This is a genomic window from Arthrobacter sp. 10N43 (assembly GCF_056394525.1).
Genome location: NZ_JBFTIA010000022.1, coordinates 1 through 22,367, shown reverse-complemented (window position 1 = coordinate 22,367; position 22,367 = coordinate 1). Strand labels below are relative to the sequence as shown.

Sequence of the window (22,367 nt, the reverse complement as noted above, 5' to 3'; positions counted from 1 at the left end):
TGGCCGGGCAGCCGCGCAGACCGCGCAAATCGTCGAGGAGGACCGAATGAGCCAGCACCATACCCCCGGAAAGGTCGCCGTCGTCACCGGAGCCGGCTCCGGCATCGGCCGGGCCGTGGCCCGGCTCATGTTGGCCGAGGGCTACCGCGTGGTGCTGGCCGGGCGGCGGGAGGAGCCCCTCCTCGAGACCGCGGCCGGCCACCGCCAGGCGCTCGCGGTCCCTTGCGATGTCACCGTTCCCGCCGACGTCGAGCGACTCTTCGCCACGGCGCTGCAGCAGTGGGAACGGGTGGACGTCCTCTTCAACAACGCCGGCGTGTTCGGCCCCGGCGCCTCGGTGGACGAGATCACCGTGGAGGACTGGGACGCGACCGTCGCCGTGAATCTCACCGGCTCCCTCCTCTGTGCCGCGGCCGCCGTCCGGGCCATGAAGGCCCAGTCGCCCCAGGGCGGACGGATCATCAACAACGGTTCGATCGCGGCGCATTCGCCCCGGCCGCGGACTGTCGCCTACACAGTGACCAAGCACGCGATCACGGGGCTGACCAAAAGCATCGACCTCGACGGGCGCGGGTTCGGCATCAGCTGCGGACAAATCGATATCGGCAATGCGGCAACAGACCTCATGGACGAGATCGGCGTCGGCTCCGGGGCTGTCCAGGCCGACGGCAGCCTGCGGGCCGAGCCGACATTTCCGGTGCAGGACGCCGCCCGGGCCGTGCTGCTGATGGCCGGGATGCCGGCGTCGGCCAACGTGGGATCCGTCGTGGTCACGGCCGCGGGCATGCCGTTCATCGGGCGGGGCTGAGTCCCGGCCGCAGGTGCCCTGGCATAGGGGCCGGCAACGGGGCCCGGCCAGGGGACCAGCGCCCAGGGCGTCGCGGTTACAGGGGCAGGAGGGCGGAGAGGTCCGCGCGCAGTCCTGAGGCGGCAACTTTGCCGGCCGCGACGGCGTCTGCCCAGCCCAACTGCCCGCTGACCATCGCCAGCCAGGTGGCGGCGTCGCACTCGATCACGTTCGGCGGGGTGCCGCGGGTGTGCCGCGGGCCCTCCACACACTGCGTGACGCCGAACGGCGGGACGCGGACCTCGACGGAGTTGCCGGGCGCCCGGGCGGTGACTTCCTCCAGTGAGTAGCGCACCGCCGTCGCGATCGTGGAGCGCGGGACGGCGCTGGTCCCTTCGGTGTCCGGTGCCGCGGCAGCCGGGTTGGCGGCCTGCCAGGCGGCAAGCGCCGCCCGGCCTTCGTCCACGGCGATTCGACGGCGCGATACAGCCACGTTCCTGCCTCCGGTTCCTAGTCCAGCAGTGCCGCGACGGCCCGCCCGAGCCGGATCTTGCCTACCGGGCGTCCACCGCCCAGGACCGGGTCCACCACCTTGTCCAGGACGCTGGACACTTCGGGAATTTCGACGGCGCCGGAAGCGGCGAGGAGGGTCAGCCCCACGAGCGTGGTGGCCCGGATGTTGCCGTCGAGCATCTTGATGGCAACGGAGACACCCTGGCGGGTGGCCATGACCAGCACTCCCTCGGCGCCGATCTTGGCCAGGATGCCGAGCTCGTCCATGACAATCGTGTTGGCCTGTCCGCGTCCCTGGACCGCCCAAGGGTAGTCCAGCATGGAAGTGGCAATCGTGGCGGCCCGCGCGTTGGAGTTCTTGTCGCCGGGGGCCTTGGCCAGCTTCGAGTAGGCCCGGGCCAGGCCGGTCAGGGAGACGGCAGCCACCGGCGCGCCGCAGCCGTCGATGCCGAGATGGGCGATGTGTTCGCCGCAGTACTCCTCGATGACCGAGCGGATGCGCTGCTGCAGCGGGTGGTTCGGTTCGAGGTAGCTGTTCTTGTCCCAGCCGTTCTCCGTGCAGGCCCACAGGAACGCGGCGTGTTTGCCCGAACAGTTGAAGGCCAGCCGGGACTTGCCTCGCTCGGTCTGGACGAGCCAGTTTCGGGCGGTCTCATCCTGGGGCCAGTCGGCCGGGCACTGCAGCTGGTCTTCCTTGGCCCCGGCCGCCTTCAGCATGCCCTCCACCACGTCCATGTGGTCAAGGGACCCGATGTGGCTACCGCATGCGATGGCCACCTGGGCTCCGCGCAGGGGCACCCCGGACTGCATCGAGGCAAGTGCCTGCAGGGGCTTGAGCGTGGACCTGGCAAAGATGGGGGCGGTGACATCGCCGAGCTCGATTACGACCGTTCCGTCCGCAGCCATCACAACGGCAGAGCCGATGTGGCGGGACTCAACGAAGCCGCTGCGTTCGATGACTGCCAGTTCGACGGCGGAGTCGACTGTGAAGGTTGCATGCGGGTTCAAAGCCATGCAGCAAGTCTATGGTGCCGGGTGCCGATACCCCGGTTATTCCACGGTCACCATGACTGACTGCCAGCCGGAGGCGCCGTCCGGGACCGGGTCCGCGCGTTTGTCCGTTTGGAGCTCGCCGGTGCCGTCCGTGGCGCGGACCTTGATGTAGTGCGGTCCGGGCGTGGCATCCCACTCGAAGGACCATTGCCTCCACGTGATGAGGGAGGCCTCGTCGGAGAGCACTGCCTCGGTCCAGGGGCCGCTGTCGATCTGCAGCTCGACCTTGGTGATGCCGCGGGTCTGGGCCCACGCGGTGCCGCCGACTGCGACCTTTCCGGCGGGCACTTTGGCGAAGGACTTGGGCACTTCCACCCGCGCCATGGTCTTGATCGGGCCGCGCTCGGACCAACCGCGCTGGGTCCAGTACGCCTTGCTGTCCGCGAACCGGGTCACTTCCAGGTCCACCACCCACTTGGTGGCAGAGACGAAGCCGTACAGGCCGGGTACCACCATCCGCACCGGGTAGCCGTGTTCCAGGGGCAGGGCCTCGCCGTTCATGCCGATCGCCAGCATCGCGTCGCGGCCGTCGTCCTGGAGGACCTCCAGCGGGGTGGAGGCACTGAAACCGTCGATCGAAGTGGACAGCACCATGTCCGCACCCTGTTTAGGCCGGGCCATCTTCAGGACATCGCGGAGGGGCATGCCCAGCCATTTGGCGTTGCCGGCAAGGTTGCCGCCGACCGGGTTGGACACACAGGTCAGCGAGACATGGGATTCGATGAGCTGGGCGTCGAGGAGGTCCTGGAAGGTGAGCCGGATTTCCTGCTCGACGAGGCCGTGGATGCGCAATTCCCAGTCCTGGGCGTTGATCTCCGGGACGCTGAGGGCGGTGTCGATCCGGTAGAAGTCCTTGTTCGGGGTCAGCCACGGCGTGACGCCGGGGACCTTGGACTGGACACCGGCCGGGACCGCGGCGGCGGCCTTGGCGGGTGCGGGCAGCTTCAGGGATTCGCGGGCCGCGGCCACGTTGCTGCGGGCGGCGCTCAGCAGGCGCCCGCCGGTGGCGGCAATGCCCGAGGCGGCCGCGGTGATGCCGGCGGCGGCGAAGAAAGCGCGCCGCGTAGTGGCCGGGCGCTCGGGATCCTTCGCGGCGACGTCGGCGGCGCTGTCCGGCCACTCCTGCATCCGCCACAGCCGGGTGATCAGGAGACGGAGCACCACCAACCCGGCCACGGTGCCGATCAGGGAAGGGATGGCGTCGACCGGTTTGACGCTGGCCCGGGTGATCACACTGCCGACGATGACGGCGCCCATGAGCACTACACCGGCCACCCCCAGGGCCCATTTCCGGTACGCCACGATGCCGAGCACGCACGCGAGAAGCAGGATGGTGACAGCCATCCCGACGAACAGCGCGGCTTTGTCATTAGTGCCAAACGTTTCCACGGCAAAGTTCTTCATCCATAGCGGGGTGAAGTCGATGAACGTCGAGCCCAGCGCGATCAGCGGCGTCGCCCGCGTGGTGAAGAACGCGCCGATCAGTTCCGCGACGGACAGGACGACGGCGGCGGCGGCCACACCGGCCACCGCGGCCAGGGCCGTGGCGCCGCGGGACCGCTTGCTGGGCTTCATGCTGGGCTGGTTCATACAGGCCATTCGTAGCGGCGCGCCCCGCGGATTGTCTGACGCCCGGTCATTCTCCCGGCGTCACGGACATGCTCCCCGACCGAGGTGGGACATGTCCAGCCTTGGGGTCCCGGCATGGACATGCTCCCGGGCCCGGGGGACATGTCCAGCTTCGGGGTCCCGACGTGGACATGCTCCGGAGCCCGGGGGACATGTCCAGCCTTGGGGTCCGGGCATGGACATGATGGCATTGTGCCCACTGGTCGCGGCCAGGACTGGGCATGTCCCGCGGTTTGCTGCGGCGGCGGGGTCGGCCGCACAGCGAAGCCCCACCGTCAAGCCAACAGTGAGGCCCGCCATGAAGATTGAGCATGTCCGGCGGCCGACACAGCTTAGGAGCCTGCGGGGTGCACCACGTACCCTTGGAGACTGTGAAGGTACTTGTCATCGGCCCCGGCGGCCGCGAACACGCCATTGTCCGATCCTTGCTCGCCGACCCCAACGTTTCCGAGGTCCACGCGGCCCCGGGCAACGCCGGCATCAGCGCGCTGGTCCCCACATATGCGATCGACGCGAACGACCCCGACGCCGTCGCCGCGTTGGCCGTCAAGCTCAGCGTGGACCTGGTGGTGGTCGGCCCCGAGGCGCCCCTCGCCGCCGGAGTGGCCGACGCCGTCCGCGCCGCCGGCATCCCGGTGTTCGGTCCGAGCCAGGCAGCGGCCCAGCTCGAAGCGTCCAAGGCCTTCGCCAAGGAAGTCATGGCCGAGGCCGGCGTCCCCACGGCGATGGCCCGCGTGGCCTCCAATGCCGAGGAAGCCGCCGACGCCCTCGACACGTTCGGTGCCCCCTTCGTCGTCAAGGATGACGGCCTCGCCGCCGGCAAGGGCGTCGTGGTCACCGGGAACCGCGATGAGGCCCTGGCCCACGCCCAGACCTGCTTCGACGCCGGCGGAACCGTGGTTATCGAGGAGTTCCTGGACGGCCCCGAGGTCTCCGTGTTCGTCCTGTGCGACGGCACCAACACGGTGGCCCTGTCCCCGGCGCAGGACTTCAAGCGCATCTTCGACAACGACGAGGGCCCCAACACCGGCGGCATGGGCGCCTACACGCCCCTGGAATGGGCCCCCGAAGGCCTGGTCCAGGAGGTGCTGGACCGCGTCGCCCAGCCCACGGTCAACCAGATGGCCCACCGCGGCACTCCGTTCGTTGGCGTCCTGTTCGTCGGCCTCGCCCTGACGTCGCGCGGCACGCGGGTCATCGAATTCAACGTCCGCTTCGGCGACCCCGAAACCCAGGCCGTCCTCGCCCGGCTCAAGACGCCCCTCGGCGGGCTGCTCATGGCCGCCGCCAAGGGCGACCTGGACAAGGTGCAGCCGCTGCGCTGGTCCAAGGACACTGCCGTCGCCGTCGTCGTGGCCGCGGAAAACTACCCCGACACACCGCGCACCGGCGACCGCATCCGGGGCCTGAAGAAGGTCGATGCGCTGGACGGCGTCCACGTCATCCACGCCGGCACGAAACTGGACGACGAAGGCCGGGTGGTCTCCGCCGGCGGCCGCGTCCTGGCCGTCGTCGCGCTCGGCACGGACCTTGTGGAGGCCCGGGAACGGGCGTACGACGGCGTCGAACTCGTCCAGCTCGACGGCAGCCAGTTCCGCACCGACATTGGCCGCAAGGCCGCCCGCGGCCAAATCCGGGTTGCTGCGCCGGGAACCCCGGCCGCGTCGAAAGCGAAGGCGTGACCATGAGCGAACCCGCAGCCCAGGCACCCGAGACCAAGCCCAAGGGCGGACTCGACACCGCCACGCTGGACCTGCCCGGGTGGCAGCACGTCTACTCCGGAAAAGTCCGCGACCTCTACGTCCCGGCGGACCCGGCTTCCGCGGAACGCTTCGGCCAGGACTGCGTCCTGGTGGTGGCGAGCGACCGCATCAGCGCCTACGACCACGTGCTGGCCAGCGAAATCCCGGACAAGGGACGCATCCTGACCCAGCTGAGCCTGTGGTGGTTCGAACAGCTCGGCGTCGCCCACCACGTCCTCGCGTCCACGGTCGACGGCGGTGTCCCCGCCGCCGTCGAGGGCCGGGCGATGATCTGCAAGAAGCTGGACATGTTCCCGGTCGAATGCATCGCCCGCGGCTACCTCACCGGCTCGGGGCTCCTGGAGTACCGCGAGTCGGGCACCGTGTGCAGCATCCCGCTGCCCGCCGGCCTCGTTGACGGATCGCGGCTGGAGCACGCCATCTTCACTCCGTCGGCGAAGGCCGAGGTGGGCGAGCACGACGAGAACATCACCTACGACGCCGTCGTGGGCCTTGTGGGTGCGGACGTCGCGGCGGAGTTGAGCCGGCTGACCCTGGAGATTTACACCAAGGCCGAAGAAATCGCGCGCGGCCGCGGCATCATCCTGGCCGACACCAAGGTGGAGTTCGGCCTCGACGCGGCGACCGGCGTGATCACCCTGGGAGACGAGGTGCTGACCCCGGATTCGTCCCGCTTCTGGGATGCGGCCACGTACCAGCCCGGTCAGGCCCAGCCCTCCTACGACAAGCAGTACGTGCGCGACTGGCTGACCTCGCCGGAATCCGGCTGGGACAAGGCCTCCGACACCCCTCCGCCGGTCCTTCCAGCCGACGTCGTGGCGCGCACGCGCAGCCGCTACGTGGAGGCCTACGAGAAGCTCACCGGCCGCACGTTCGCCTAGAGGGCGGCGCGGCGGCAGTTTCCCGCGGCTGCAGTGCTCCGGCGGCGGCAGTACCGCCCCGGGAGCGCGCGAGCCGCGCGGGCCTATGCCTCCGCGGAGGCGGCCTCGGCCCGCCGCTGTGCCAGCTTGATCTCGAGCACGGCATCGAGCGCCTGCTGGACCCGGTCCGAGGCGCCGGCCGCGCTGAACTCCTTCTGGGCCTCCTCGAGGTACACCAGGGCCTCGGCGGACTCCCCGGCAGCCTTGAGGGCCTTGCCGAGCAGCAGCGAGACCTCGCCCGCCGTGTGCCGGGCCAGCGCCTCGCGCTCGGCGTGGATCTCGCGCAGCTTCTGGACGGCTGCGACGATGTCGCCCGTGAGGTAGAGCCAGCGGGCCCGGATGAAGGCCACCTCGAGCTGGTCCGTTTTGTTGCCGCCAACAATGGAGAGGGCCAGTTCGGCGCGCTCGATCGATGACAGGGTTTCGGGTTCAACGATTCCCGAGGACAGGCGGACGGCGGCGGAGGCCTTGTTGAACCGGGCCCAGAGGTCGATGTCATTCGCCGGGGAGAGCAGCCTGCCGGCACGCTCGTGGTACTTGATCCCCTCCGGGTAGTCGTGGCGCATGAAGGCCACGTTGCCGATCACCCATGCCACTTCGCCGGCGAGCTGGGACATCGAGTGGTCATCCATCTGCTCGTTCATGGCCTGGCAGTATTCCCAGGCCTCGTCCAGGCGGCCGCTCTCGGCCAGGGCGCCGATGAGGGCGCGGAGGGCGCCGATAATCATCGTGGAGCCCTTGGGCAGCTCGGCACAGAGCCGGACGGCTTCCTGGGCGTGCTCGACGGCGGCAGTCAGCTGTCCCTGCCCCTGCGAGGCTGCGGCGAGCATCTGCTGGGCCCGGACGCCGAGTCCGGCGGACTCCGCGGCCATGGGGTGTTCCAGCAGATTCTGCACGACGTCCTTGCACTCCTGCCAGAGGCCCTGCTTGATCAGGCACTCGGCCTGCATGTAGGTCATGTTCCACCATGCGCTGGTGTTCTTGGCCTCCAGGGCGATTTTGGCGGCGGCGGCGGCGTGGGTGGCGGCCACGGGGTAATCCCGCAGGTCCCAGGCCTGCCGGGCGTACAGTCCCGCAAGGACGTATTCGGCGTCGCTGACCGATACCGGCTGGCTCCACGCTTCGAGTGCCTTGGGGGCCAGTTCGAGCCGGCGGGCAAGCTCTTCGATGACATCGGCCGTCGGCTCGCGGCGTCCGGTTTCCAGCAGAGAAATGTAGCTGGGGGAGTACAGGTCACGGCCCAGTTCCGCTTGCGTCAGGCCCCTTTCGAGCCGTTCCGCGCGGAGCTTCTCCCCAAATCCGTTCCCCACGGATACCTCCTAATTCCGGACATTCTTTGTACTAAATGCTTGACAGTCTCTGTGGAAACCATTTTACAATGTGTGTCAACAAGGGTAGTGCTGACTTGGTTAAGGACCCCAACCCATATTGAGGAACTCTATGTTGAAGAAGATTGCAGCCGGCGCCGTTTTGGCGGGCGCACTGGCATTCTCCGCCGCGGCCCCGGCCGTGCTGTCCGCTGCTTCACTTACTGATGTCTCACACGTTGCCGCCGTCGGCAACTGGCCGGATCCCATGCGCGCGGCCCAGGCGGTGGGCAACTGGCCCGACCCCATGACCCACAAGCTGAACGTCGGCAACTGGCCCGATCCGATGTAACAGCCCCCGATCCAACAGCACAGCCCCGGGAGACTTCTCCCGGGGCTCTGCTGTGTCCGGAGCATCGTCCCTGCGCCGGGGATCACTGCGCCGGGGATCACCGCGTCGGGGGTTCCCTGCGCCGGAAGCCAGAACAGGCAGGGAAACAAAAAGAGGACCCTCCGTGTGGAGGGCCCTCTTTTTATCTATGGTCGGGATGACAGGATTTGAACCTGCGACCTCGTCGTCCCGAACGACGCGCGCTACCAAGCTGCGCCACATCCCGATCCGCTGCTTCAAAAGCAACTTCACAAGAGTATCCGATCAAGGCCCCGGATGTGAAATCGGGGATGTGGCGAGGCGGTGTTGCGCCGTCGTCACGGCCCAGGGGGATCAGACCAGCGAGTCTTTCCAGGCGCCGTGGAGCCTGGCGAAGGCGCCGCCGTCGCCGATCAGCTGCTCTGGGGTGCCGTCTTCGACGACGCGTCCGTCGTGCACCACCAAGACCCGGTCCGCCGTCTCCACGGTGGAGAGCCGGTGGGCAATGATCAGCGCTGTCCGCCCGACGCCGGATCCCTGGGGGCCCGATACCTCACCGGCGTCCGCCTCCCGCGTGCTGCGCAACAGCCCCGCGAGGCCCTGCTGGACCATGCGCTCCGACGGGATGTCCAGCGAGGACGTCGCCTCGTCCAGGATCAGGACGGGCGGGCGGGCCAGGAACGCCCGGGCAAAGCTGATCAGCTGGCGCTGTCCGGAGGAGACGCGGCCGCCGCGCTTGTTGACGTCCGTGTCGTAGCCGTCCGGAAGCTCCGTGATGAAGGCGTGCGCCCCCACGGCCCGGGCCGCGTCCTCGATCTCCTCGCGGGAGGCTCCCGGCCGGCCCAGGGCGATGTTGTCCGCCACGGAGCCGCTGAACAGGAAGGCCTCCTGGGTGACCATGACGACGTTCCGGCGCAGGTCCTCGGTGGTGAGCTGGCGCAGGTCCACGCCGTCGAGGGTGAGGGACCCGGCCGAGACGTCGTAGAAGCGGGCGATCAGCTTCGCGAGGGTGGACTTGCCGGCGCCGGTCTGCCCGACGAGGGCGACCGTCTGGCCGGCCGGGATGTGCAGATCCAGCCGCGGGATCACCACCGGGCCGTCGCCGTAGCGGAATTCGACGCCGTTGAAATCGATGCCGCCCCGCGCGTGCTCCAGGGCCACCGGGTTTTTCGGCGGCCGCACCGTGGGGACCTCCTCGAGCAGGCCCGAGACCTTTTCCAGTGCCGCCTGGGCACTCTGGAAGGAGTTGTAGAACATCGCCATCTGGTCCACGGGCTGGAAGAACCGCTTGGTGGACAGGATCAGGGCCAGGAGCACACCCACCTCGAGCTCGCCGCTAAGTACCCGGAAACCGCCGGTGAGCAGCACGAGGGCCACACACACGTTCCCGATCAGCACCAGCCCCGGCTGGAAGATGCCGTTGAGATTGATGGAGCGGACCGTCGCGCGCCGGTAGTCCTCGGAAAGCCCGGCATAACGCGCGGCGTTCTCGCCTTCCTTCCGGAATGCCTTCACCGCGCGGATGCCGGTCATGGTCTCCACGAAGTGCACAATCAGCCGGGCCGAGACCACCCGGGATTCGCGGAAGGCGATCTGCGAGTGCTTCTGGTACCAGCGGGCCAGGAAGTACATCGGCACTCCGGCGGCCAGCACCAGCAGCCCGCTGCGCCAGTCCAGGACGAACACCGTCACGGCCGTGAACGCCATGAACAGCATTCCCGAGGCCAGCGAGCTTACCCCCGAATCCAGGAGCTCGCGCAGGGCCTCCAGGTCCGAGGTCTGCCGGGCGATGATGCGGCCGGAGGTGTATTTCTCGTGGAATTCCAGGCTCAGGCGCTGCGTGTGGCGGAACACCCGGACGCGGAGGTCCAGCAGCATGGCCTGGCTGAGCCGCGCCGTCGAGGTCACGTACAGGGCTGTCAGGCCGGCCGCCACGGCGGCCGCGGCGAGGTAGGCGACGCCGGCGAGCATCAGGGGGAGGCTGTTGCCGGCGCGCACGGCCGGCAGGGCGTGGTCGATCCCGAAGGCTATCAGCGCGGGTCCGGCCACGCGGGCGGCCTGGGACAGGACGACCGCGCCAATGGTCAGCCAGAAGCGCGCCCGGACGGGGCGGATCAGCGAGCCCAACAGGGCCAGGGAGCGGCGCCGCACGGCCTTGCTCTCATTCCTGCTGAGGTGCGCGTTGTCCTCATTGGCGGTGCCGAACGTTGCGCTGCTCATCGGGAAATCTCCTCGGACTGGTCCTCGAGGGCGGACAATTCTGAATCCAGGTCCCGCGGTTCCGTGTCCAGGCTGGCGATCACGTAGCGGTAGTGGCTGTTCTTGGCGAGCAGTTCCGTGTGGGTTCCGACGGCGGCGATCCTGCCGTCCTCGAGAAGGGCCACGCGGTCGGCCAGCGCCACCGTGGAGGGCCGGTGGGCCACGATCAGCGTGGTGGTGTCCGCGAGGACCTCACGCAGCCGTGCCTCGACGAGTACCTCGGTGTTCACATCCAGCGCCGAGAGCGGGTCGTCCAGGACCAGCACGGCAGGTTTCGCGGCGATGGCGCGTGCCAGGGCGATGCGCTGCCGCTGGCCGCCTGAAAGGCTGAGGCCCTCCTCGCCGATCAGCGTGTCCACCCCGTCCGGCAGGGAATAGGCGAAGTGGGCCTGCGCGACGTCGAGCGCTTCCTCCAGGGCCGCGTCGCGGCCTTCCGCCGAGCCGGCGCCGGGCGCATCGCCGTCGGGAGCACCGCCGTCGGGGGCGCCAAGCAGCACGTTGTCCCGGACGGAACTGGAGAACAACGTGGTGTCTTCGAACGCGACGGCGACTACCGTGCGCAGCTCCTCCACGCCGAACTCGCGCAGGTCCACGCCGTCGATGGTGATGGAACCACCGGTGACCTCGTACAGGCGGGGGACCAGCTGGAGCAGGGCGCTCTTGCCACTGCCCGTGATGCCGACGAGGGCCATGGTTTCGCCGGGGCGGATGTCCAGGGTGATGTTTTTCAGGATCGGCTTGTCCGGGGCGTCCTCGTACGCGAACGAGGCGTCGCGGAAGCTGAGAGCGCCCTTGAGCCGGGACGGCCGGCGGGGCTGGTCCGGGCTGGTGATCGTGTTCTGCGCGTCCATGACCTCGAAGTGCCGGTCCACCGCGGACTTCGCGGTGAGGGCCATCGCCAGCAGCATGCCGCAGAACTCCACCGGCGCGGCAACCACGGCGGCGGTGGCGAAGAAGGCCACGAGCGAGCCGATGGACAGCTGGTCCGTCGAGGCCAGCAGGACGCCGACGACGAGCCCGGCGCCGAGCGCGAGCTCGGGCAGGAGCGTCACCACCAGGCTGAAGGTCGCCAGGTGCTTGGCTTTGGCGATCTCGGTCTGGCGGAGTCCCTCGGCCTGTTCGTTGAAGTTCTCCAGGGCTTCCCGGCTGCGGCCGAAGGCTTTCAGGACGCGGATGCCGTGGACGGATTCCTCGACCGTCGTGGCGAGGTCCCCGGCCTGGTCCTGGCTGCGGCGTGCCACCTTGCTGAACCGGGTCCGGAAGCGGAACCCGTAGATCATGATCGGCACGGCGGCGGCCAGGAAGATCAGGGCCAGCTGCCAGCTCATGGAAAACATCACCACGACGCCGATCACCACGGTGAGCGTGGTGACCACCAGCATGATGGCGCCGAAGGCCATCCAGCGGCGCAGGAAGTTCAGGTCCGTCATGGCCCGGGAGAGCAGCTGCCCGGAACCCCAGCGGTCATGGAAGGAGACCGTGAGCTCCTGAAGGTGCCCGTAGAGCGAAACGCGCATCCGGGTTTCCACTGTGGTGGCCGGATTGATCACGAACTGACGGCGCAGGGCCACGAGGCCGGCCTCGGCGATGCCCAGGACGAGGATCAGGAGCGAGGCGCCCCAGACGGCATCCGGGCTGCCGCCGGGCTGCAGGGACTCGTTGACCAGCACGCGCAGCACCTGGGGGATCGCCAGCGCCATGACACTCGCCAGCAGGGCGCACAGCAGGCCCATCACCAGCCGCGGCATGATTGGCCTGACGTGCCGATAGAGACGGCTGATGGAAGTGAAGAACGAACTCTGCTTGGCCATGCCTGCTTCTTAAGACGCCCGTGCGTAGATAGCACATTGAATGTAGTTTCCTGTAGCAACTACCCTAGGCCATCGCGTGACCGGATTCACTCGTTGCGCGGCGGTCCCGGGATCTCGCCCAGTCATCACAGTCCGCAGTGCCTGCCGGGCGGGCGGGTGGCGTTGCCGGACCCCTGGGACATGCCCAGTCTTGGCGCCGACCCCGGTGGGACATGTCCAGCGGTGGCCGCATGGAGTGGACATGATGCCGATATGTCCAGTGCTCGCAACCGGGGGAGGGCATGTCCACCCGTCAGACTGAATGGCGCCGCGGGGAGGGCATGTCCACCCCTCAGGCCGCAGACGCGGGCAGGACCGGGCGCGAACAGGCTCAGGCGCGGGAGGTCAGCGTGAGCAGTACGGCTTCGGGGCGGCAGGCGATGCGGACGGGGGCGAAGCGGGAGGTGCCGATCCCACCCGAGACGTTCACCGGCGTCGTGCTGCCGTTGCTTACCCAGGTGTGCAGGCCCTTGGCCCGCCAGGTGGGAAGGTCGCAGTTGGTGACCAGGGCCCCGTATCCCGGAACGCAGATCTGTCCGCCGTGGGTGTGCCCGGCCAGGAGGAGATCGGCCCCGGCTTCGGTGAAGTGGTCCAGGACGCGCTGGTATGGCGCGTGCGCCAGCGCGACGCGCAGGTGCGGGTCGGCGGCCCGGCCCTTGGTGCCGCGCGGCCAGTCGGCGTACCGTTCCAGGCGCAGATGGGGATCGTCGACGCCGGAGAAATCGAAGCGGATGCCCCTCAGCACCACGGACTGGCAGCGGTTGGTCAGATCCACCCAGCCGGACATGCCGAACTCGGACCTCAGCCGCGGCCAATCGAGTTTCTCCGGGTCCTTGCGCTGCGCCGAGGGCCCGCGCAAATATGAGGCGGGGTTCTTGAAGCTCGGGCCGAAGTAGTCGTTCGAGCCGGGGACAAACACGCCGGGGAAATCCAGCAGGGGGCGCAGGGCCGCCAGCAAGGGTGCCACGCCCTTGGCATGGCTGAGGTTGTCGCCCGTGTTGACCACGAGGTCCGGCCGCAGCTCCGCGAGGGAGGAAAGCCACTGGGCCTTCCGGTGCTGGCCCGGAACGAAGTGGATATCGGAGAGGTGGAGGATCCGGAACGGGCCAAACCCGGCCGGCAGGATGGGAACGGTTTCTTCCCTGAGAACGAACTGGTTCTTCTCCCACAGCCCGTACCCCGCGGTCGCCGCCCCTGCCGCCGCCCCGAGCGCCGCGGTCACGGCAAAGCCGCGTCCGATGTTTCGAACGCGGCTCGCCAGATCATTTCCCGGGATCAACGGCTACTTCTTTTTGCCGGACGACTGTGTAGGTGCCGGCGTCGGGTTGGCGGACGGTTCCGTGGCCGGCGCGGTGCTCTCGCTCGTCGGGGTGGTGGCCCGGGGCGTTGTCACCGGCGCCGGGGAGTACAGCATGCTCGACGGCGGAGCAGGGAACGGATCGGTGCCGTAAGCCGGCGCGACCTGGGACATGTAGTTCGAGAACTGCGGCCCGGCGATCATGTAGCCGTCGATGCCCTTGTAGAAGTTGCCGTTGATCGTGACATTCTGCCCGGCGCGGTCCTGGGCGCCCAGGGGATCGCCAAACCACGTGGCGGTCGCGAGGCCCTTGGTGTAGCCCGCCACCCAGGTGGAGCTGTTGTTGTCATTGGTTCCGGTCTTGGCGGCGATCGGGAAGCTGGTCCGGGTCGAAATCCGGGGCTGGATCAGCGAGCCCGAGCCGCGGTTGAGCACTTCCTGCATGGCGTACGCGACGCCGTGGGCCACGTCGGGGTTGACCGCATCCTTGCAGTTCTGTGTCTGGGCCGGCAGTTGGGCGCCGGTTGCATCCGTCACCGAATCGATGGCCATCGGCTCGCAGTATTTGCCGTCATTGGCGAAGGTGGCGAACGCGCTGGCCATGGTCAGCGGCGCCGTCTGGGTGGCTCCAATGAGGTTGGAGAGCCGGGTCATGTTGACCTGGGGGTTGGGGCTGTCCGGGGTGGGCAGACCGCCGTGGATCCCGACGGCGTCGACGACCTTCTGGATCCCGCAGAGGTCCACCTGGGCGGCAGAGGCGAAAGTGATGGTGTTGATCGAGTTCGCCAGCCCGTCAAGGACAGACATGTACTTGTAGTGGTTCTCGTCGGCATTCTGCAGGTCGTGGGTGCCGGCGGCGCTGTCGTACGAGTCGGTCGTCGGTGTTGGGCACGTGTTCTTCCACGGGAAGCCGGGCGAGTACCGGCGCACGGCTCCGTTGAGCTGCGTGCTCATCGACTTGCCCTCATTGAGCCATTCCGCAAACGTGAACGGCTTCATGGTGGAGCCGGGCTGGAAGCCGCCGAGGCCGTTGAGGTCATTGCCCTTGGCGTCCTGGACGTCCACGTTGAAGTTCTGGGTCTGGTCGAACTTGCCGTCGGCCGGGAACCAGACGGTGTTCTGGGCCATGGAGATGATCTTGCCGGAGCCCGGCTGGACGGACACCAGGGCGGCGCCCCACTTGTCCGGGTTCGCGCCGGCCGAACCGTCAACCTGGGCCTGGGCGACGGCCTGGGCCTTCGGATCCAGTGTGGTCTTGATGGTCAGGCCGCCGCGGAAGATCTTCCGCTCACGCTCTGCGGCGTCGGCCCCGTAGGCCGGGTTGTTCAGGAGCAAGTGGAGCACGTAGTCACAGAAATACGGCGCCGTCTGCGAATAGGCGCAGCCCTGGCGGGGCTGGGTGACCTTGGTTTCGACCGGCGTCGCGACTGCTGCATCGTAGTCGGCCTGCTTGATCTTCCCCTGGGTGAGCATCGCCTTGAGCACGAGGTCGCGGCGGACCTTGGCGTTCTCCGGATTCGTGATCGGGTCATAGAAGGAGGGGCTGTTCACGACGCCGGCTAGCAGTGCCGCCTGCGGCAGGGTCAGATCCTTGGCCGTGGTGCTGAAGAAGAACTTGGACGCGGCTTCGATGCCATAGGCGTCCCGGTTGAAGAAGACGATGTTCAGGTAGCCCTCGAGGATCTGCTCCTTGGTGAACTTCTTTTCCAGCGCGATGGCCAGCTTCATCTCACGGAGCTTGTCCCCGACGCCCTTGTTGACGCCGTTGAGGAGGACCTCGTCGCCCTTGCCTTCGGCCTCCAGCGAGGAGTTGATGACGTTGTTCACGTACTGCTGCGTAATGGTGGACGCGCCCTGCTTGTTGCCGCGGGCGGTGCTCACCAGGGCGCGCAGGATGCCGGTGGTGTCCACGCCGCCGTGCTCGTAGAAGCGGCTGTCCTCGATGGCGATGATCGCGTCCTTGATGTGCGGAGACATCTGGTCAAGCGAAACGCGGGTCCGGTTCTCCGCGTAGAGGTTGGCGATCACGCTGCCGTCGGAGGCCAGGATCGTGGTCGACTGGCTCGGCGGATCGACCTTCAGCTCCGCCGGAAGGGTGTCAAAAAACTGGATGGAACCGCTTGCCGCGCTGCCTGAAACGGCTGCCGCGGGGACCAGGAGGCCTGCCACCAGGACGCCGCAAATGGCGCTCACGCCCAGGAAAAGAAAGATCTTTCCGAGGGTGGTGGCCGTGTCGAATAAAGGGTTCTTGCCAGTCGCCATGTTTTCCACTTTACCGGCAACGACTAGGCTTTATGTCATGACCAAATGGGAGTACGCCACGATTCCGCTCATTATTCACGCCACAAAGCAGATCCTGGACCAGTGGGGCGAGGACGGCTGGGAGCTCGTCCAGGTCGTTCCCGGGCCTGACGGAAACGGCCTGGTTGCCTACCTGAAGCGGGAGAAGCAGTAGCCATGAGCAACCCCTCAGAAACCGTTCCGGCCACGTCGGCCGCCGCGGGAAACACCTCCGAAAGCGCCGCAGGCGCAGCGGCCCACGTTAACGGCGCGGGCGCGTCATCCGCCGTCGAACAGCGCCTGGCCGAGCTGGGCCTCACGCTTCCCGAGGTCGCCGCCCCGGTCGCTGCTTATGTCCCCGCGGTCATCTCCGGCAACCACGTCTACACCTCCGGGCAGCTGCCGTTCATCAACGGCAAGCTCGAGGCCACCGGCAAGGTGTCCTCCGGCTCCCAGGGCGCCTCCGACGAATCCACCGTCTCCCCGGAAGACGCGAAGGCCTACGCCGCCGTCTGCGCCGTCAACGCCCTTGCTGCCGTCAAGAGCGTGATCGGCGACCTAGACCGGATCACGCGGATCGTCAAGGTTGTCGGGTTTGTTTCCTCCGATCCTTCCTTTACCGGCCAGCCCGGCGTCATCAACGGCGCCTCGGAGCTGCTGGGCCAGGTCCTCGGCGACGCCGGCCAGCACGCACGCTCCGCTGTCGGGGTCTCTGTCCTGCCGCTCGACTCGCCCGTCGAAGTCGAACTGATCGCCGAATTCGCTTAGAAGGCCGGTCACTTCGTTGCCTCAGTTAGCACGTCGCTTGTTCGTTCTGCCCCCCGATCTCGAGGGAGCAGCCCGGAGCTGGATTGAACACGGTGAGCGGACCCCCCGCGCCCCCCGCCTGGCCTCCTCGGTGATCCTTCTGCGGGATTCGCCCACAGGCCTGGAGACCTGGCTCGGCTACCGGACGGGCTCTTCCCCGCTCGGTGTCCTCGCCTTCCCCGGGGGATCGCTGGAGGCATCCGACGACGACGCCGTCGGCTGGCTTGGCCCGTCGCCCCAGCATTGGGCCGAGCAGATGGGGACGGACGACGTCGGGCTGGCGCGACGTCACGTTGTGGGCGCCATCCGTGAGCTGTTCGAGGAGACCGGCCTCCTGCTGGCGGGCCCCGACCTGTCCACCACGGTGGAGATGACCTCCAGCGCGGACTGGATGCGTGCCCGTGAAGCCGTCGCGGAGCAGGAGAAGTCCTTCACTGAACTGCTCGCCAAGCGGGGGCTCTCGCTGCGCACGGACCTGCTCAAGCCCCTGGTGAACTGGCTCAGCCCCGATTTCGCGCACCGCCGGTTCAACACCCGCTACTTTGCTGCCACCGTGCCCGTGAACCAGCAGCCGTCACTGCTGGCCAGCAAGGGCGTATGGGGTCGCTGGGTGTGCGCCCGGAAGGTTGTGCTCGAGCGCGACACCACGGCTCTCGGCGACGAGGCAGGGCAGGAAAACACCGTCGGGCGAACCCTGGGCGAACTCCTGGTGCCGGGCTCGGAGATCATGCTCGAGAAGATGGCCAAGGCCAACGGCTGCATCGCCTACCTCAGCTACAAACGCAAGGCCCACGTCTACCAGCCGAAGCTCGTCGAGGAAGACGGCCGGCTCGTGCTCGAAGTCGAGGCCGCCACGACCGTCGCCGGCGAACCCCAAAGGGAACGCTAGGTCCGGGAGGTCCGGGAGGTCCGGGCGCGGAAGTCGGCGGCCGGGGGTTGAAGTCAGTGTCCGCGGGGGACATGCCCTTCCCTGCTCGGCACGAATGGACATGTCCCTCCTTGGCCCGCCTGAGCCCGGGACATGCCCACGGGTGGCTCTGGCCGGTGGACATAGTGGCATTATGCCCAGTCCCCGCAACCAAGGCTGGGCATGTCCCGCGGAGGCGGCCGCGGGGGTTGAAGTCAGTGTCCGCGGGGGACATGCCCTTCCCTGCTCGGCACGAATGGACATGTCCCTCATTGGCCCGCCTGAGCCCGGGACATGCCCACGGGTGGCTCTGGCCGGTGGACATAGTGGCATTATGTCCAGTCCCCGCAACCAAGGCTGGGCATGTCCCGCGGACAATCACCCGGACGAGGCCGGGGTTTAACAACAGAAGGCCGGTCCCGTTTCCGGGGCCGGCCTTCGTGGTTGCTGTGGATCCCTACCGGGAACGCTGGCGCAGGCGCTGCATGTCGAGAATGACGACGGCGCGGGCTTCCAGGCGGAGCCAGCCGCGCTGCACGAATTCAGCGAGAGCCTTGTTGACCGTTTCGCGGGAGGCGCCGACCAGCTGGGCCAGCTCTTCCTGGGTCAGTTCGTGCGCGACCAGCACGCCGTCGGTCGCCGGCCGGCCGAAGCGGTCGGCCAGGTCCAGCAGCGCCTTGGCCACACGGCCCGGCACGTCGGAGAAAACGAGGTCGGAGAGTGAGTCGTTGGTGCGGCGCAGGCGGCGGGCCAGGGCCTGCAGCAGCTGGGCCGAAACCTCGGGGCGGGTGCGCAGCAGCGCGTTGAGGCTCTCGTTCTTCAGGCCGGCGAGACGCGTCTCGGAGACGGCGGTTGCCGTGGCCGTGCGCGGGCTGGGGTCAAACAGCGCCATTTCGCCGAAAAGTTCGCCCGGGCCGAGGATGGCCAGCAGTGATTCGCGGCCGTCCGGGGACGTGCGGCCAAGCTTGACCTTGCCGGAGACGATGAAGTAGAGCTGGTCACCCTGATCGCCTTCCCGGAATACCGAGGCACCGCGTGAAAGGTCCACCTCGGTAAGTTCGTCCGTCAGCAGACGGAACGCCTCGTCGTCGAGCGTGGCGAAAAGGGGTGCGCGGCGCAATACCTCGATATCCATGAAATCTCCTGACTAGCTGTGTCGGCTGGGGCGCTTCAGCCATTCTTTCAGAATTTTGGCGCTTCTGTGACGTAGTTGGCACCAAAACGCCCGAAGGGGCCGAAAGCGCACGGCCCGGGATGTCCGCGCAGTTCCCTGTGCAGGCCGGCGGCCGGTCGGCAAACGTTCAGCTTACACCGGTACAATCGTCGCTGAACTGTCTGTGAGGAGCCCCCGGTGTTTGGCTTGACCATTTTGGACCTGGCGTTGATTGTGGCGCTCTTGTCCTACCTGATCCACGGTCTTCGCAACGGCTTCCTTGTAACGCTCGGAGGCATCGCCGGATTCGCGGCGGGCGCGGTGGCCGCGTTCGTGTCCGTGCCCATAGTGAGCGGGCTCGTGGAGGACAGCGGCTGGCGCCTGACGGCAATCGTTGCCACCGCCGTCCTGCTGATGATCGTAGGAAACGGCCTGGGCACCATGATCGGACGGCGCATCCGCAGCGTGGTCCCGTTCAGCCCGCTGCGGGCCGCAGACCGCCTCGTCGGCGGAGGCGTGAACGTGGTGGTGTCCGCCCTCGTGATGTCGATGCTGGCGTTCAGCATCGGGGCCCTGGGCGTGCCGTTCGTGTCCCAGCAGCTCGCGGAGTCAAAAGTCATCAGGTTCATCGACGGCGTGACGCCGACGCCGGTCAAGGCATCGATGGCCCAGTTGCGCTCAGCGGTGATCGGCGAGGGCATTCCCACCCTGCTGGACGGCTTCGGCCAGAGCCAGCCCGTTGCCATCCCGGACACGAGCACGGACACGCCGGCGCTGAACAAGGCAGCCGCGTCAGTACTCAAGATCGCCGGCACCGCGTACCAGTGCGGCCAGAACCAGACCGGAACCGGCTTCGTGGTCGCCCCCGGCCGCGTGGTGACCAACGCCCATGTGGTCGCCGGCGTCGACGAGCCCGTGGTGGAGACCCCCGGCGGCCGCGCGCTGCCTGGGCGCGTTGTGTACTTCGACTCCCAGCACGACCTCGCCGTCGTGGCAGTGGATGGCCTGCGCACGGAACCCCTGGCGCTGGCCGCTGACCTGCCGTCCGGCAGCGCCGCAGCCTTCGCCGGCTATCCGCATGGTGGCCCCTTCCAGTCCAAACCTGCCACGGTGCAGGACATCACCACCGTCCTGGTCCCGGACATCTACGGCAAAAATGCCTTGCCCGAGGACGTTTACCGGCTCGCCGGCGACGTGCAGCCGGGCAACTCCGGAGGCCCGCTCCTGACAATGGACGGGCAGGTGGCCGGGGTGGTCTTTGCCAAGGCGACCACTGAGTCCTCGCTCGGATTTGCGATCACCATGAATGACCTCGGCCCCGTCGCGGCCCAGGCGCCCGGTTTGGGCAGTGCCGTCTCGTCCGGACAGTGCATTAAGAAATAACGCTGCAGCAAGCACGGATCGGCAAAAAACAGCGGGACTGCCGCCCTCCGGTTACGGTCGCGGTCGGTTTAGAAACGCCCTCCGGTTAGAGCCACTCCAGGCTCTGCCCGTGCGGGCCGGTGATGGCAGCCGGCTCGCCGTCCTGCAGCAACAGGAACCGGCCGCGGAGCCGGGCGTCATCCATTTCCGGGACCACGTTGGAGCCGTCCGCCTGGGCCAGAACTGTATGGCCTTCGTTCGAGAGCCAGCGGCAACCACGCTCCGCCGCGAGATCGGCCATGGTCAGCCGGAACCGGGAGCGGCCCGCGGCATCGAGATAGGCCATGACGGCGCTGTGGAATACCACCAGGGCGGCATCCGCCGGGGCGCGCCCCGCCAGGTCCACGAGCTGTTCGTTGAGATCGCCGGCCACCAGCAGGGGCGGCCGTTCCTGGGCGATGGCGATCGCCTGGCGCAGCCGCTCGAGCCGGAACTCCTGCTCCGGCCAGACGAGCGCTTCGAGCCAGGCGACGTCGTCCGGGTTGCGCACGTCCAGCGGGTTGAGATCGATCCCTGCGCGCCACACCACGCGGGGGACTTCCGCCGGTAGCGGCACCGGACCCGAGGTGACGCAGCGCAGGACGGGGTACGTGCCGGGCGCGGCGCCGGCCGGAAGCAGCCGCGTCGTCCGCGCCTCTGCGGCCGCCGCCGGGTCGGTGCCTGCTTCCGCAGCGTCGCCGTCGTCCCCCGCTCGGACAAACTCGTATCCATAACGGTCAGGGAACAGGGCCAGGCCGGCGGAGGCGCCCACCTCGATGAGGGCCAAGGGCCGGTCCTCCACGGCCGAAATCTGCGCCAGCGACGGCAACAAGGTGGCGCAGCGTCCGGCCTCGTTCGTCTGGGTGGCCCGCGAAAGGACGATGTCCGAGACCTGGGCCCAGTGCTCTTCCAGGAAAATCCGGAAGTCGCGGTAGGGGCTGACCTGCGCGCCGAGGAATCTCGCCGCGGCCAGGATCAGCAGCGGCTGGCGCTTGTTATGCGGCCACCGGTCGATCCGCCGGATCAGCTCGGCGTCTCCGGCGATCCCCACGGTCCACGCCGCATAGCACGGGGAGGAACCGGGCGCATCGACCGTGCCGAAGTGCCGGTACCACTGTGCTGTGTCTGACTCCGTGGCCGACCCTGTGTCTGACCCCGTGGCCGATTCCCCAGACGCCGCTGCCGGCTCCGCGGGGGACATGCTCAGTCTTTGTCCGCGTGCAGCCCGGCGAGGTATTCGACCGCAAAGCGGTAGCCCAGAATCCCGGCGCCGGCGATCACTGCCTTGCTGACATCCGAAAGGTAGGAATGATGCCGGAAGGCCTCGCGGGCGTGAACATTGGTGATGTGCACCTCGACCGTCGGCAGGGCAACAGCGGAAATCGCGTCCCGGATGGCCACGGACGTGTGCGTGTAGGCGCCGGCGTTGATCACGATTCCCACCGCCTTCCCGCGGGCGGCGTGAATGGCGTCCACCAGGGCACCCTCGTGGTTGGACTGGAAGCACTCGACGTCCAGTCCGTGTGTCGCACCGGCGTCTTTGGCGAGCTGTTCGACGTCGGCCAGCGTCGCCGTCCCGTATTTCTCCGGCTCGCGGGTGCCGAGCAGATTCAAATTGGGTCCGTTGAGTACCAGAATGGTGCCGCGGCCTGCGCCGCTGGCGGGGGTGGCTTCAGTCATGTCTGCAAATCTATCGCGCCGAGGGCCCGCGCCCGCTGTTCGTTACCAGCCCACTGTCCGTTCCCGGGGATGTTGACCGCTGCTGCGGCTTTCAGCCGGCAGGATCAACGACGGCGGCGGCGCGGCCCACCAGGGTGGGCGGCGCCGCCGTCGGGCGAACGCTGTCGGCAACCCGTGTCGAAGGGGGCGCTGGCTATTTTTTCAGTGATTGGGCGATCTGGGTCATGACGGTGGTGTCGGCGAGGGTGGTCGCGTCGCCTGGGTCGCGGCCTTCGGCGACGTCTTTGAGGAGGCGGCGCATGATTTTTCCGGACCGGGTTTTGGGCAGTTCGGGGACGATGAGGATGGTTTTGGGTTTGGCGATCGGGCCGATTTCCTTGCCGACGTGGTT

The 22,367-nt window shown here is 68.0% G+C and carries 20 protein-coding genes and 1 tRNA gene; 8 read left to right on the top strand and 13 right to left on the bottom strand.

Annotated elements, in window-relative coordinates:
- The first annotated feature begins 46 nt into the window (after positions 1 to 46).
- Positions 47 to 808 (top strand): SDR family oxidoreductase, encoded by a 762-nt coding sequence (locus AC1DDO_RS22350; protein ID WP_476869227.1) that lies wholly within the window; start codon positions 47 to 49, stop codon positions 806 to 808.
- A 76-nt stretch (positions 809 to 884) separates the two neighbouring features.
- Here the strand turns inward: AC1DDO_RS22350 and AC1DDO_RS22345 are convergent, their stop codons facing one another.
- The 3 genes from AC1DDO_RS22345 to AC1DDO_RS22335 are packed head-to-tail and all read right to left on the bottom strand — an operon-like array spanning position 885 to position 3,943.
- Positions 885 to 1,280 (bottom strand): sterol carrier family protein, encoded by a 396-nt coding sequence (locus tag AC1DDO_RS22345; RefSeq protein WP_476869228.1) that lies wholly within the window; start codon positions 1,278 to 1,280, stop codon positions 885 to 887.
- A 17-nt stretch (positions 1,281 to 1,297) separates the two neighbouring features.
- A complete protein-coding gene (locus AC1DDO_RS22340) occupies positions 1,298 to 2,314 on the bottom strand; it encodes an asparaginase (protein ID WP_476869229.1) in 1,017 nt (338 codons plus the stop codon).
- Between the two features lie 36 nt (positions 2,315 to 2,350).
- Entirely contained in the window at positions 2,351 to 3,943 is a 1,593-nt protein-coding gene (locus AC1DDO_RS22335; protein ID WP_476972803.1) for a molybdopterin-dependent oxidoreductase, read from the bottom strand.
- A 410-nt stretch (positions 3,944 to 4,353) separates the two neighbouring features.
- Between AC1DDO_RS22335 and purD the strand changes: the two genes are divergently transcribed.
- Positions 4,354 to 5,664, top strand: a complete 1,311-nt coding sequence (gene purD, locus AC1DDO_RS22330) for a phosphoribosylamine--glycine ligase (protein ID WP_476869231.1) — start codon at positions 4,354 to 4,356, stop codon at positions 5,662 to 5,664.
- Between the two features lie 2 nt (positions 5,665 to 5,666).
- Positions 5,667 to 6,626, top strand: coding sequence for a phosphoribosylaminoimidazolesuccinocarboxamide synthase (locus AC1DDO_RS22325; RefSeq protein WP_476869232.1), 960 nt, complete (start codon positions 5,667 to 5,669; stop codon positions 6,624 to 6,626).
- 83 nt (positions 6,627 to 6,709) lie between these two features.
- On the opposite strand, the gene AC1DDO_RS22320 is transcribed toward AC1DDO_RS22325, so the two are convergent.
- On the bottom strand, positions 6,710 to 7,975 hold the full coding sequence (locus tag AC1DDO_RS22320; protein ID WP_441411278.1) for a helix-turn-helix domain-containing protein: 1,266 nt from the start codon (positions 7,973 to 7,975) through the stop codon (positions 6,710 to 6,712).
- Between the two features lie 130 nt (positions 7,976 to 8,105).
- Here AC1DDO_RS22320 and AC1DDO_RS22315 point away from each other — a divergent pair, with 130 nt between their 5' ends.
- On the top strand, positions 8,106 to 8,324 hold the full coding sequence (locus AC1DDO_RS22315) for a hypothetical protein (protein ID WP_441411279.1): 219 nt from the start codon (positions 8,106 to 8,108) through the stop codon (positions 8,322 to 8,324).
- Positions 8,325 to 8,512: 188 nt separating this feature from the next.
- Here AC1DDO_RS22315 and AC1DDO_RS22310 read toward each other — a convergent pair.
- The 5 genes from AC1DDO_RS22310 to AC1DDO_RS22290 all read right to left on the bottom strand — a co-directional run bounded on the left by AC1DDO_RS22310 (position 8,513) and on the right by AC1DDO_RS22290 (position 16,010).
- Positions 8,513 to 8,589 (bottom strand) — tRNA-Pro (locus AC1DDO_RS22310).
- Positions 8,590 to 8,696: 107 nt separating this feature from the next.
- Entirely contained in the window at positions 8,697 to 10,562 is a 1,866-nt protein-coding gene (locus AC1DDO_RS22305) for an ABC transporter ATP-binding protein (RefSeq protein WP_476972802.1), read from the bottom strand.
- Complete coding sequence (locus tag AC1DDO_RS22300) at positions 10,559 to 12,412, bottom strand: ABC transporter ATP-binding protein (protein ID WP_476869234.1); 1,854 nt, start codon at positions 12,410 to 12,412, stop codon at positions 10,559 to 10,561. Before AC1DDO_RS22300 ends, AC1DDO_RS22305 begins: the two co-directional genes overlap by 4 nt.
- A gap of 370 nt (positions 12,413 to 12,782) precedes the next feature.
- Positions 12,783 to 13,730 (bottom strand): metallophosphoesterase, encoded by a 948-nt coding sequence (locus tag AC1DDO_RS22295; protein ID WP_476972801.1) that lies wholly within the window; start codon positions 13,728 to 13,730, stop codon positions 12,783 to 12,785.
- Between the two features lie 3 nt (positions 13,731 to 13,733).
- Positions 13,734 to 16,010, bottom strand: coding sequence for a transglycosylase domain-containing protein (locus AC1DDO_RS22290; RefSeq protein WP_476869236.1), 2,277 nt, complete (start codon positions 16,008 to 16,010; stop codon positions 13,734 to 13,736).
- A 37-nt stretch (positions 16,011 to 16,047) separates the two neighbouring features.
- On the opposite strand from AC1DDO_RS22290, the gene AC1DDO_RS22285 reads away from it, so the two are divergent.
- From AC1DDO_RS22285 to AC1DDO_RS22275, 3 genes are read left to right on the top strand one after another with little or no spacing between them, the layout of a single operon-like run.
- Positions 16,048 to 16,203 (top strand): DUF4177 domain-containing protein, encoded by a 156-nt coding sequence (locus tag AC1DDO_RS22285; protein WP_009359196.1) that lies wholly within the window; start codon positions 16,048 to 16,050, stop codon positions 16,201 to 16,203.
- A gap of 2 nt (positions 16,204 to 16,205) precedes the next feature.
- On the top strand, positions 16,206 to 16,796 hold the full coding sequence (locus tag AC1DDO_RS22280; protein ID WP_476869237.1) for a RidA family protein: 591 nt from the start codon (positions 16,206 to 16,208) through the stop codon (positions 16,794 to 16,796).
- Between the two features lie 16 nt (positions 16,797 to 16,812).
- Positions 16,813 to 17,724, top strand: coding sequence for an NUDIX hydrolase (locus AC1DDO_RS22275; RefSeq protein WP_476869238.1), 912 nt, complete (start codon positions 16,813 to 16,815; stop codon positions 17,722 to 17,724).
- Positions 17,725 to 18,199: 475 nt separating this feature from the next.
- Here the strand turns inward: AC1DDO_RS22275 and AC1DDO_RS22270 are convergent, their stop codons facing one another.
- Positions 18,200 to 18,877, bottom strand: a complete 678-nt coding sequence (locus AC1DDO_RS22270) for a Crp/Fnr family transcriptional regulator (RefSeq protein WP_011693220.1) — start codon at positions 18,875 to 18,877, stop codon at positions 18,200 to 18,202.
- Positions 18,878 to 19,093: 216 nt separating this feature from the next.
- Between AC1DDO_RS22270 and AC1DDO_RS22265 the strand changes: the two genes are divergently transcribed.
- Positions 19,094 to 20,278: a MarP family serine protease gene (locus AC1DDO_RS22265; RefSeq protein WP_476972800.1), complete on the top strand. Its 1,185-nt coding sequence runs from the start codon at positions 19,094 to 19,096 to the stop codon at positions 20,276 to 20,278.
- Between the two features lie 85 nt (positions 20,279 to 20,363).
- Here the strand turns inward: AC1DDO_RS22265 and AC1DDO_RS22260 are convergent, their stop codons facing one another.
- The 3 genes from AC1DDO_RS22260 to AC1DDO_RS22250 form a co-directional block, all read right to left on the bottom strand.
- On the bottom strand, positions 20,364 to 21,497 hold the full coding sequence (locus AC1DDO_RS22260; RefSeq protein ID WP_476972799.1) for a DUF2332 domain-containing protein: 1,134 nt from the start codon (positions 21,495 to 21,497) through the stop codon (positions 20,364 to 20,366).
- A gap of 2 nt (positions 21,498 to 21,499) precedes the next feature.
- A complete protein-coding gene (gene aroQ, locus AC1DDO_RS22255; protein WP_476869241.1) occupies positions 21,500 to 21,976 on the bottom strand; it encodes a type II 3-dehydroquinate dehydratase in 477 nt (158 codons plus the stop codon).
- A gap of 193 nt (positions 21,977 to 22,169) precedes the next feature.
- A partial coding sequence (locus AC1DDO_RS22250; protein ID WP_476972798.1) for an AMP-binding enzyme occupies positions 22,170 to 22,367 on the bottom strand: 198 nt, incomplete at its 5' end.

Excerpts from the sequence above, each read along its gene's own strand:
- AC1DDO_RS22300 (WP_476869234.1), bottom strand. The coding sequence starts at position 12,412 with ATGGCCAAGCAGAGTTCGTTCTTCACTTCCATCAGCCGTCTCTATCGG.
- AC1DDO_RS22285 (WP_009359196.1), top strand. The coding sequence starts at position 16,048 with ATGACCAAATGGGAGTACGCCACGATTCCGCTCATTATTCACGCCACA.
- AC1DDO_RS22350 (WP_476869227.1), top strand. The coding sequence starts at position 47 with ATGAGCCAGCACCATACCCCCGGAAAGGTCGCCGTCGTCACCGGAGCC.
- AC1DDO_RS22315 (WP_441411279.1), top strand. The coding sequence starts at position 8,106 with ATGTTGAAGAAGATTGCAGCCGGCGCCGTTTTGGCGGGCGCACTGGCA.
- aroQ (WP_476869241.1), bottom strand. The coding sequence starts at position 21,976 with ATGACTGAAGCCACCCCCGCCAGCGGCGCAGGCCGCGGCACCATTCTG.
- AC1DDO_RS22340 (WP_476869229.1), bottom strand. The coding sequence starts at position 2,314 with ATGGCTTTGAACCCGCATGCAACCTTCACAGTCGACTCCGCCGTCGAA.
- AC1DDO_RS22270 (WP_011693220.1), bottom strand. The coding sequence starts at position 18,877 with ATGGATATCGAGGTATTGCGCCGCGCACCCCTTTTCGCCACGCTCGAC.
- AC1DDO_RS22290 (WP_476869236.1), bottom strand. The coding sequence starts at position 16,010 with ATGGCGACTGGCAAGAACCCTTTATTCGACACGGCCACCACCCTCGGA.
- AC1DDO_RS22260 (WP_476972799.1), bottom strand. The coding sequence starts at position 21,497 with ATGTCCCCCGCGGAGCCGGCAGCGGCGTCTGGGGAATCGGCCACGGGG.
- AC1DDO_RS22325 (WP_476869232.1), top strand. The coding sequence starts at position 5,667 with ATGAGCGAACCCGCAGCCCAGGCACCCGAGACCAAGCCCAAGGGCGGA.
- AC1DDO_RS22280 (WP_476869237.1), top strand. The coding sequence starts at position 16,206 with ATGAGCAACCCCTCAGAAACCGTTCCGGCCACGTCGGCCGCCGCGGGA.
- AC1DDO_RS22335 (WP_476972803.1), bottom strand. The coding sequence starts at position 3,943 with ATGAACCAGCCCAGCATGAAGCCCAGCAAGCGGTCCCGCGGCGCCACG.
- AC1DDO_RS22305 (WP_476972802.1), bottom strand. The coding sequence starts at position 10,562 with ATGAGCAGCGCAACGTTCGGCACCGCCAATGAGGACAACGCGCACCTC.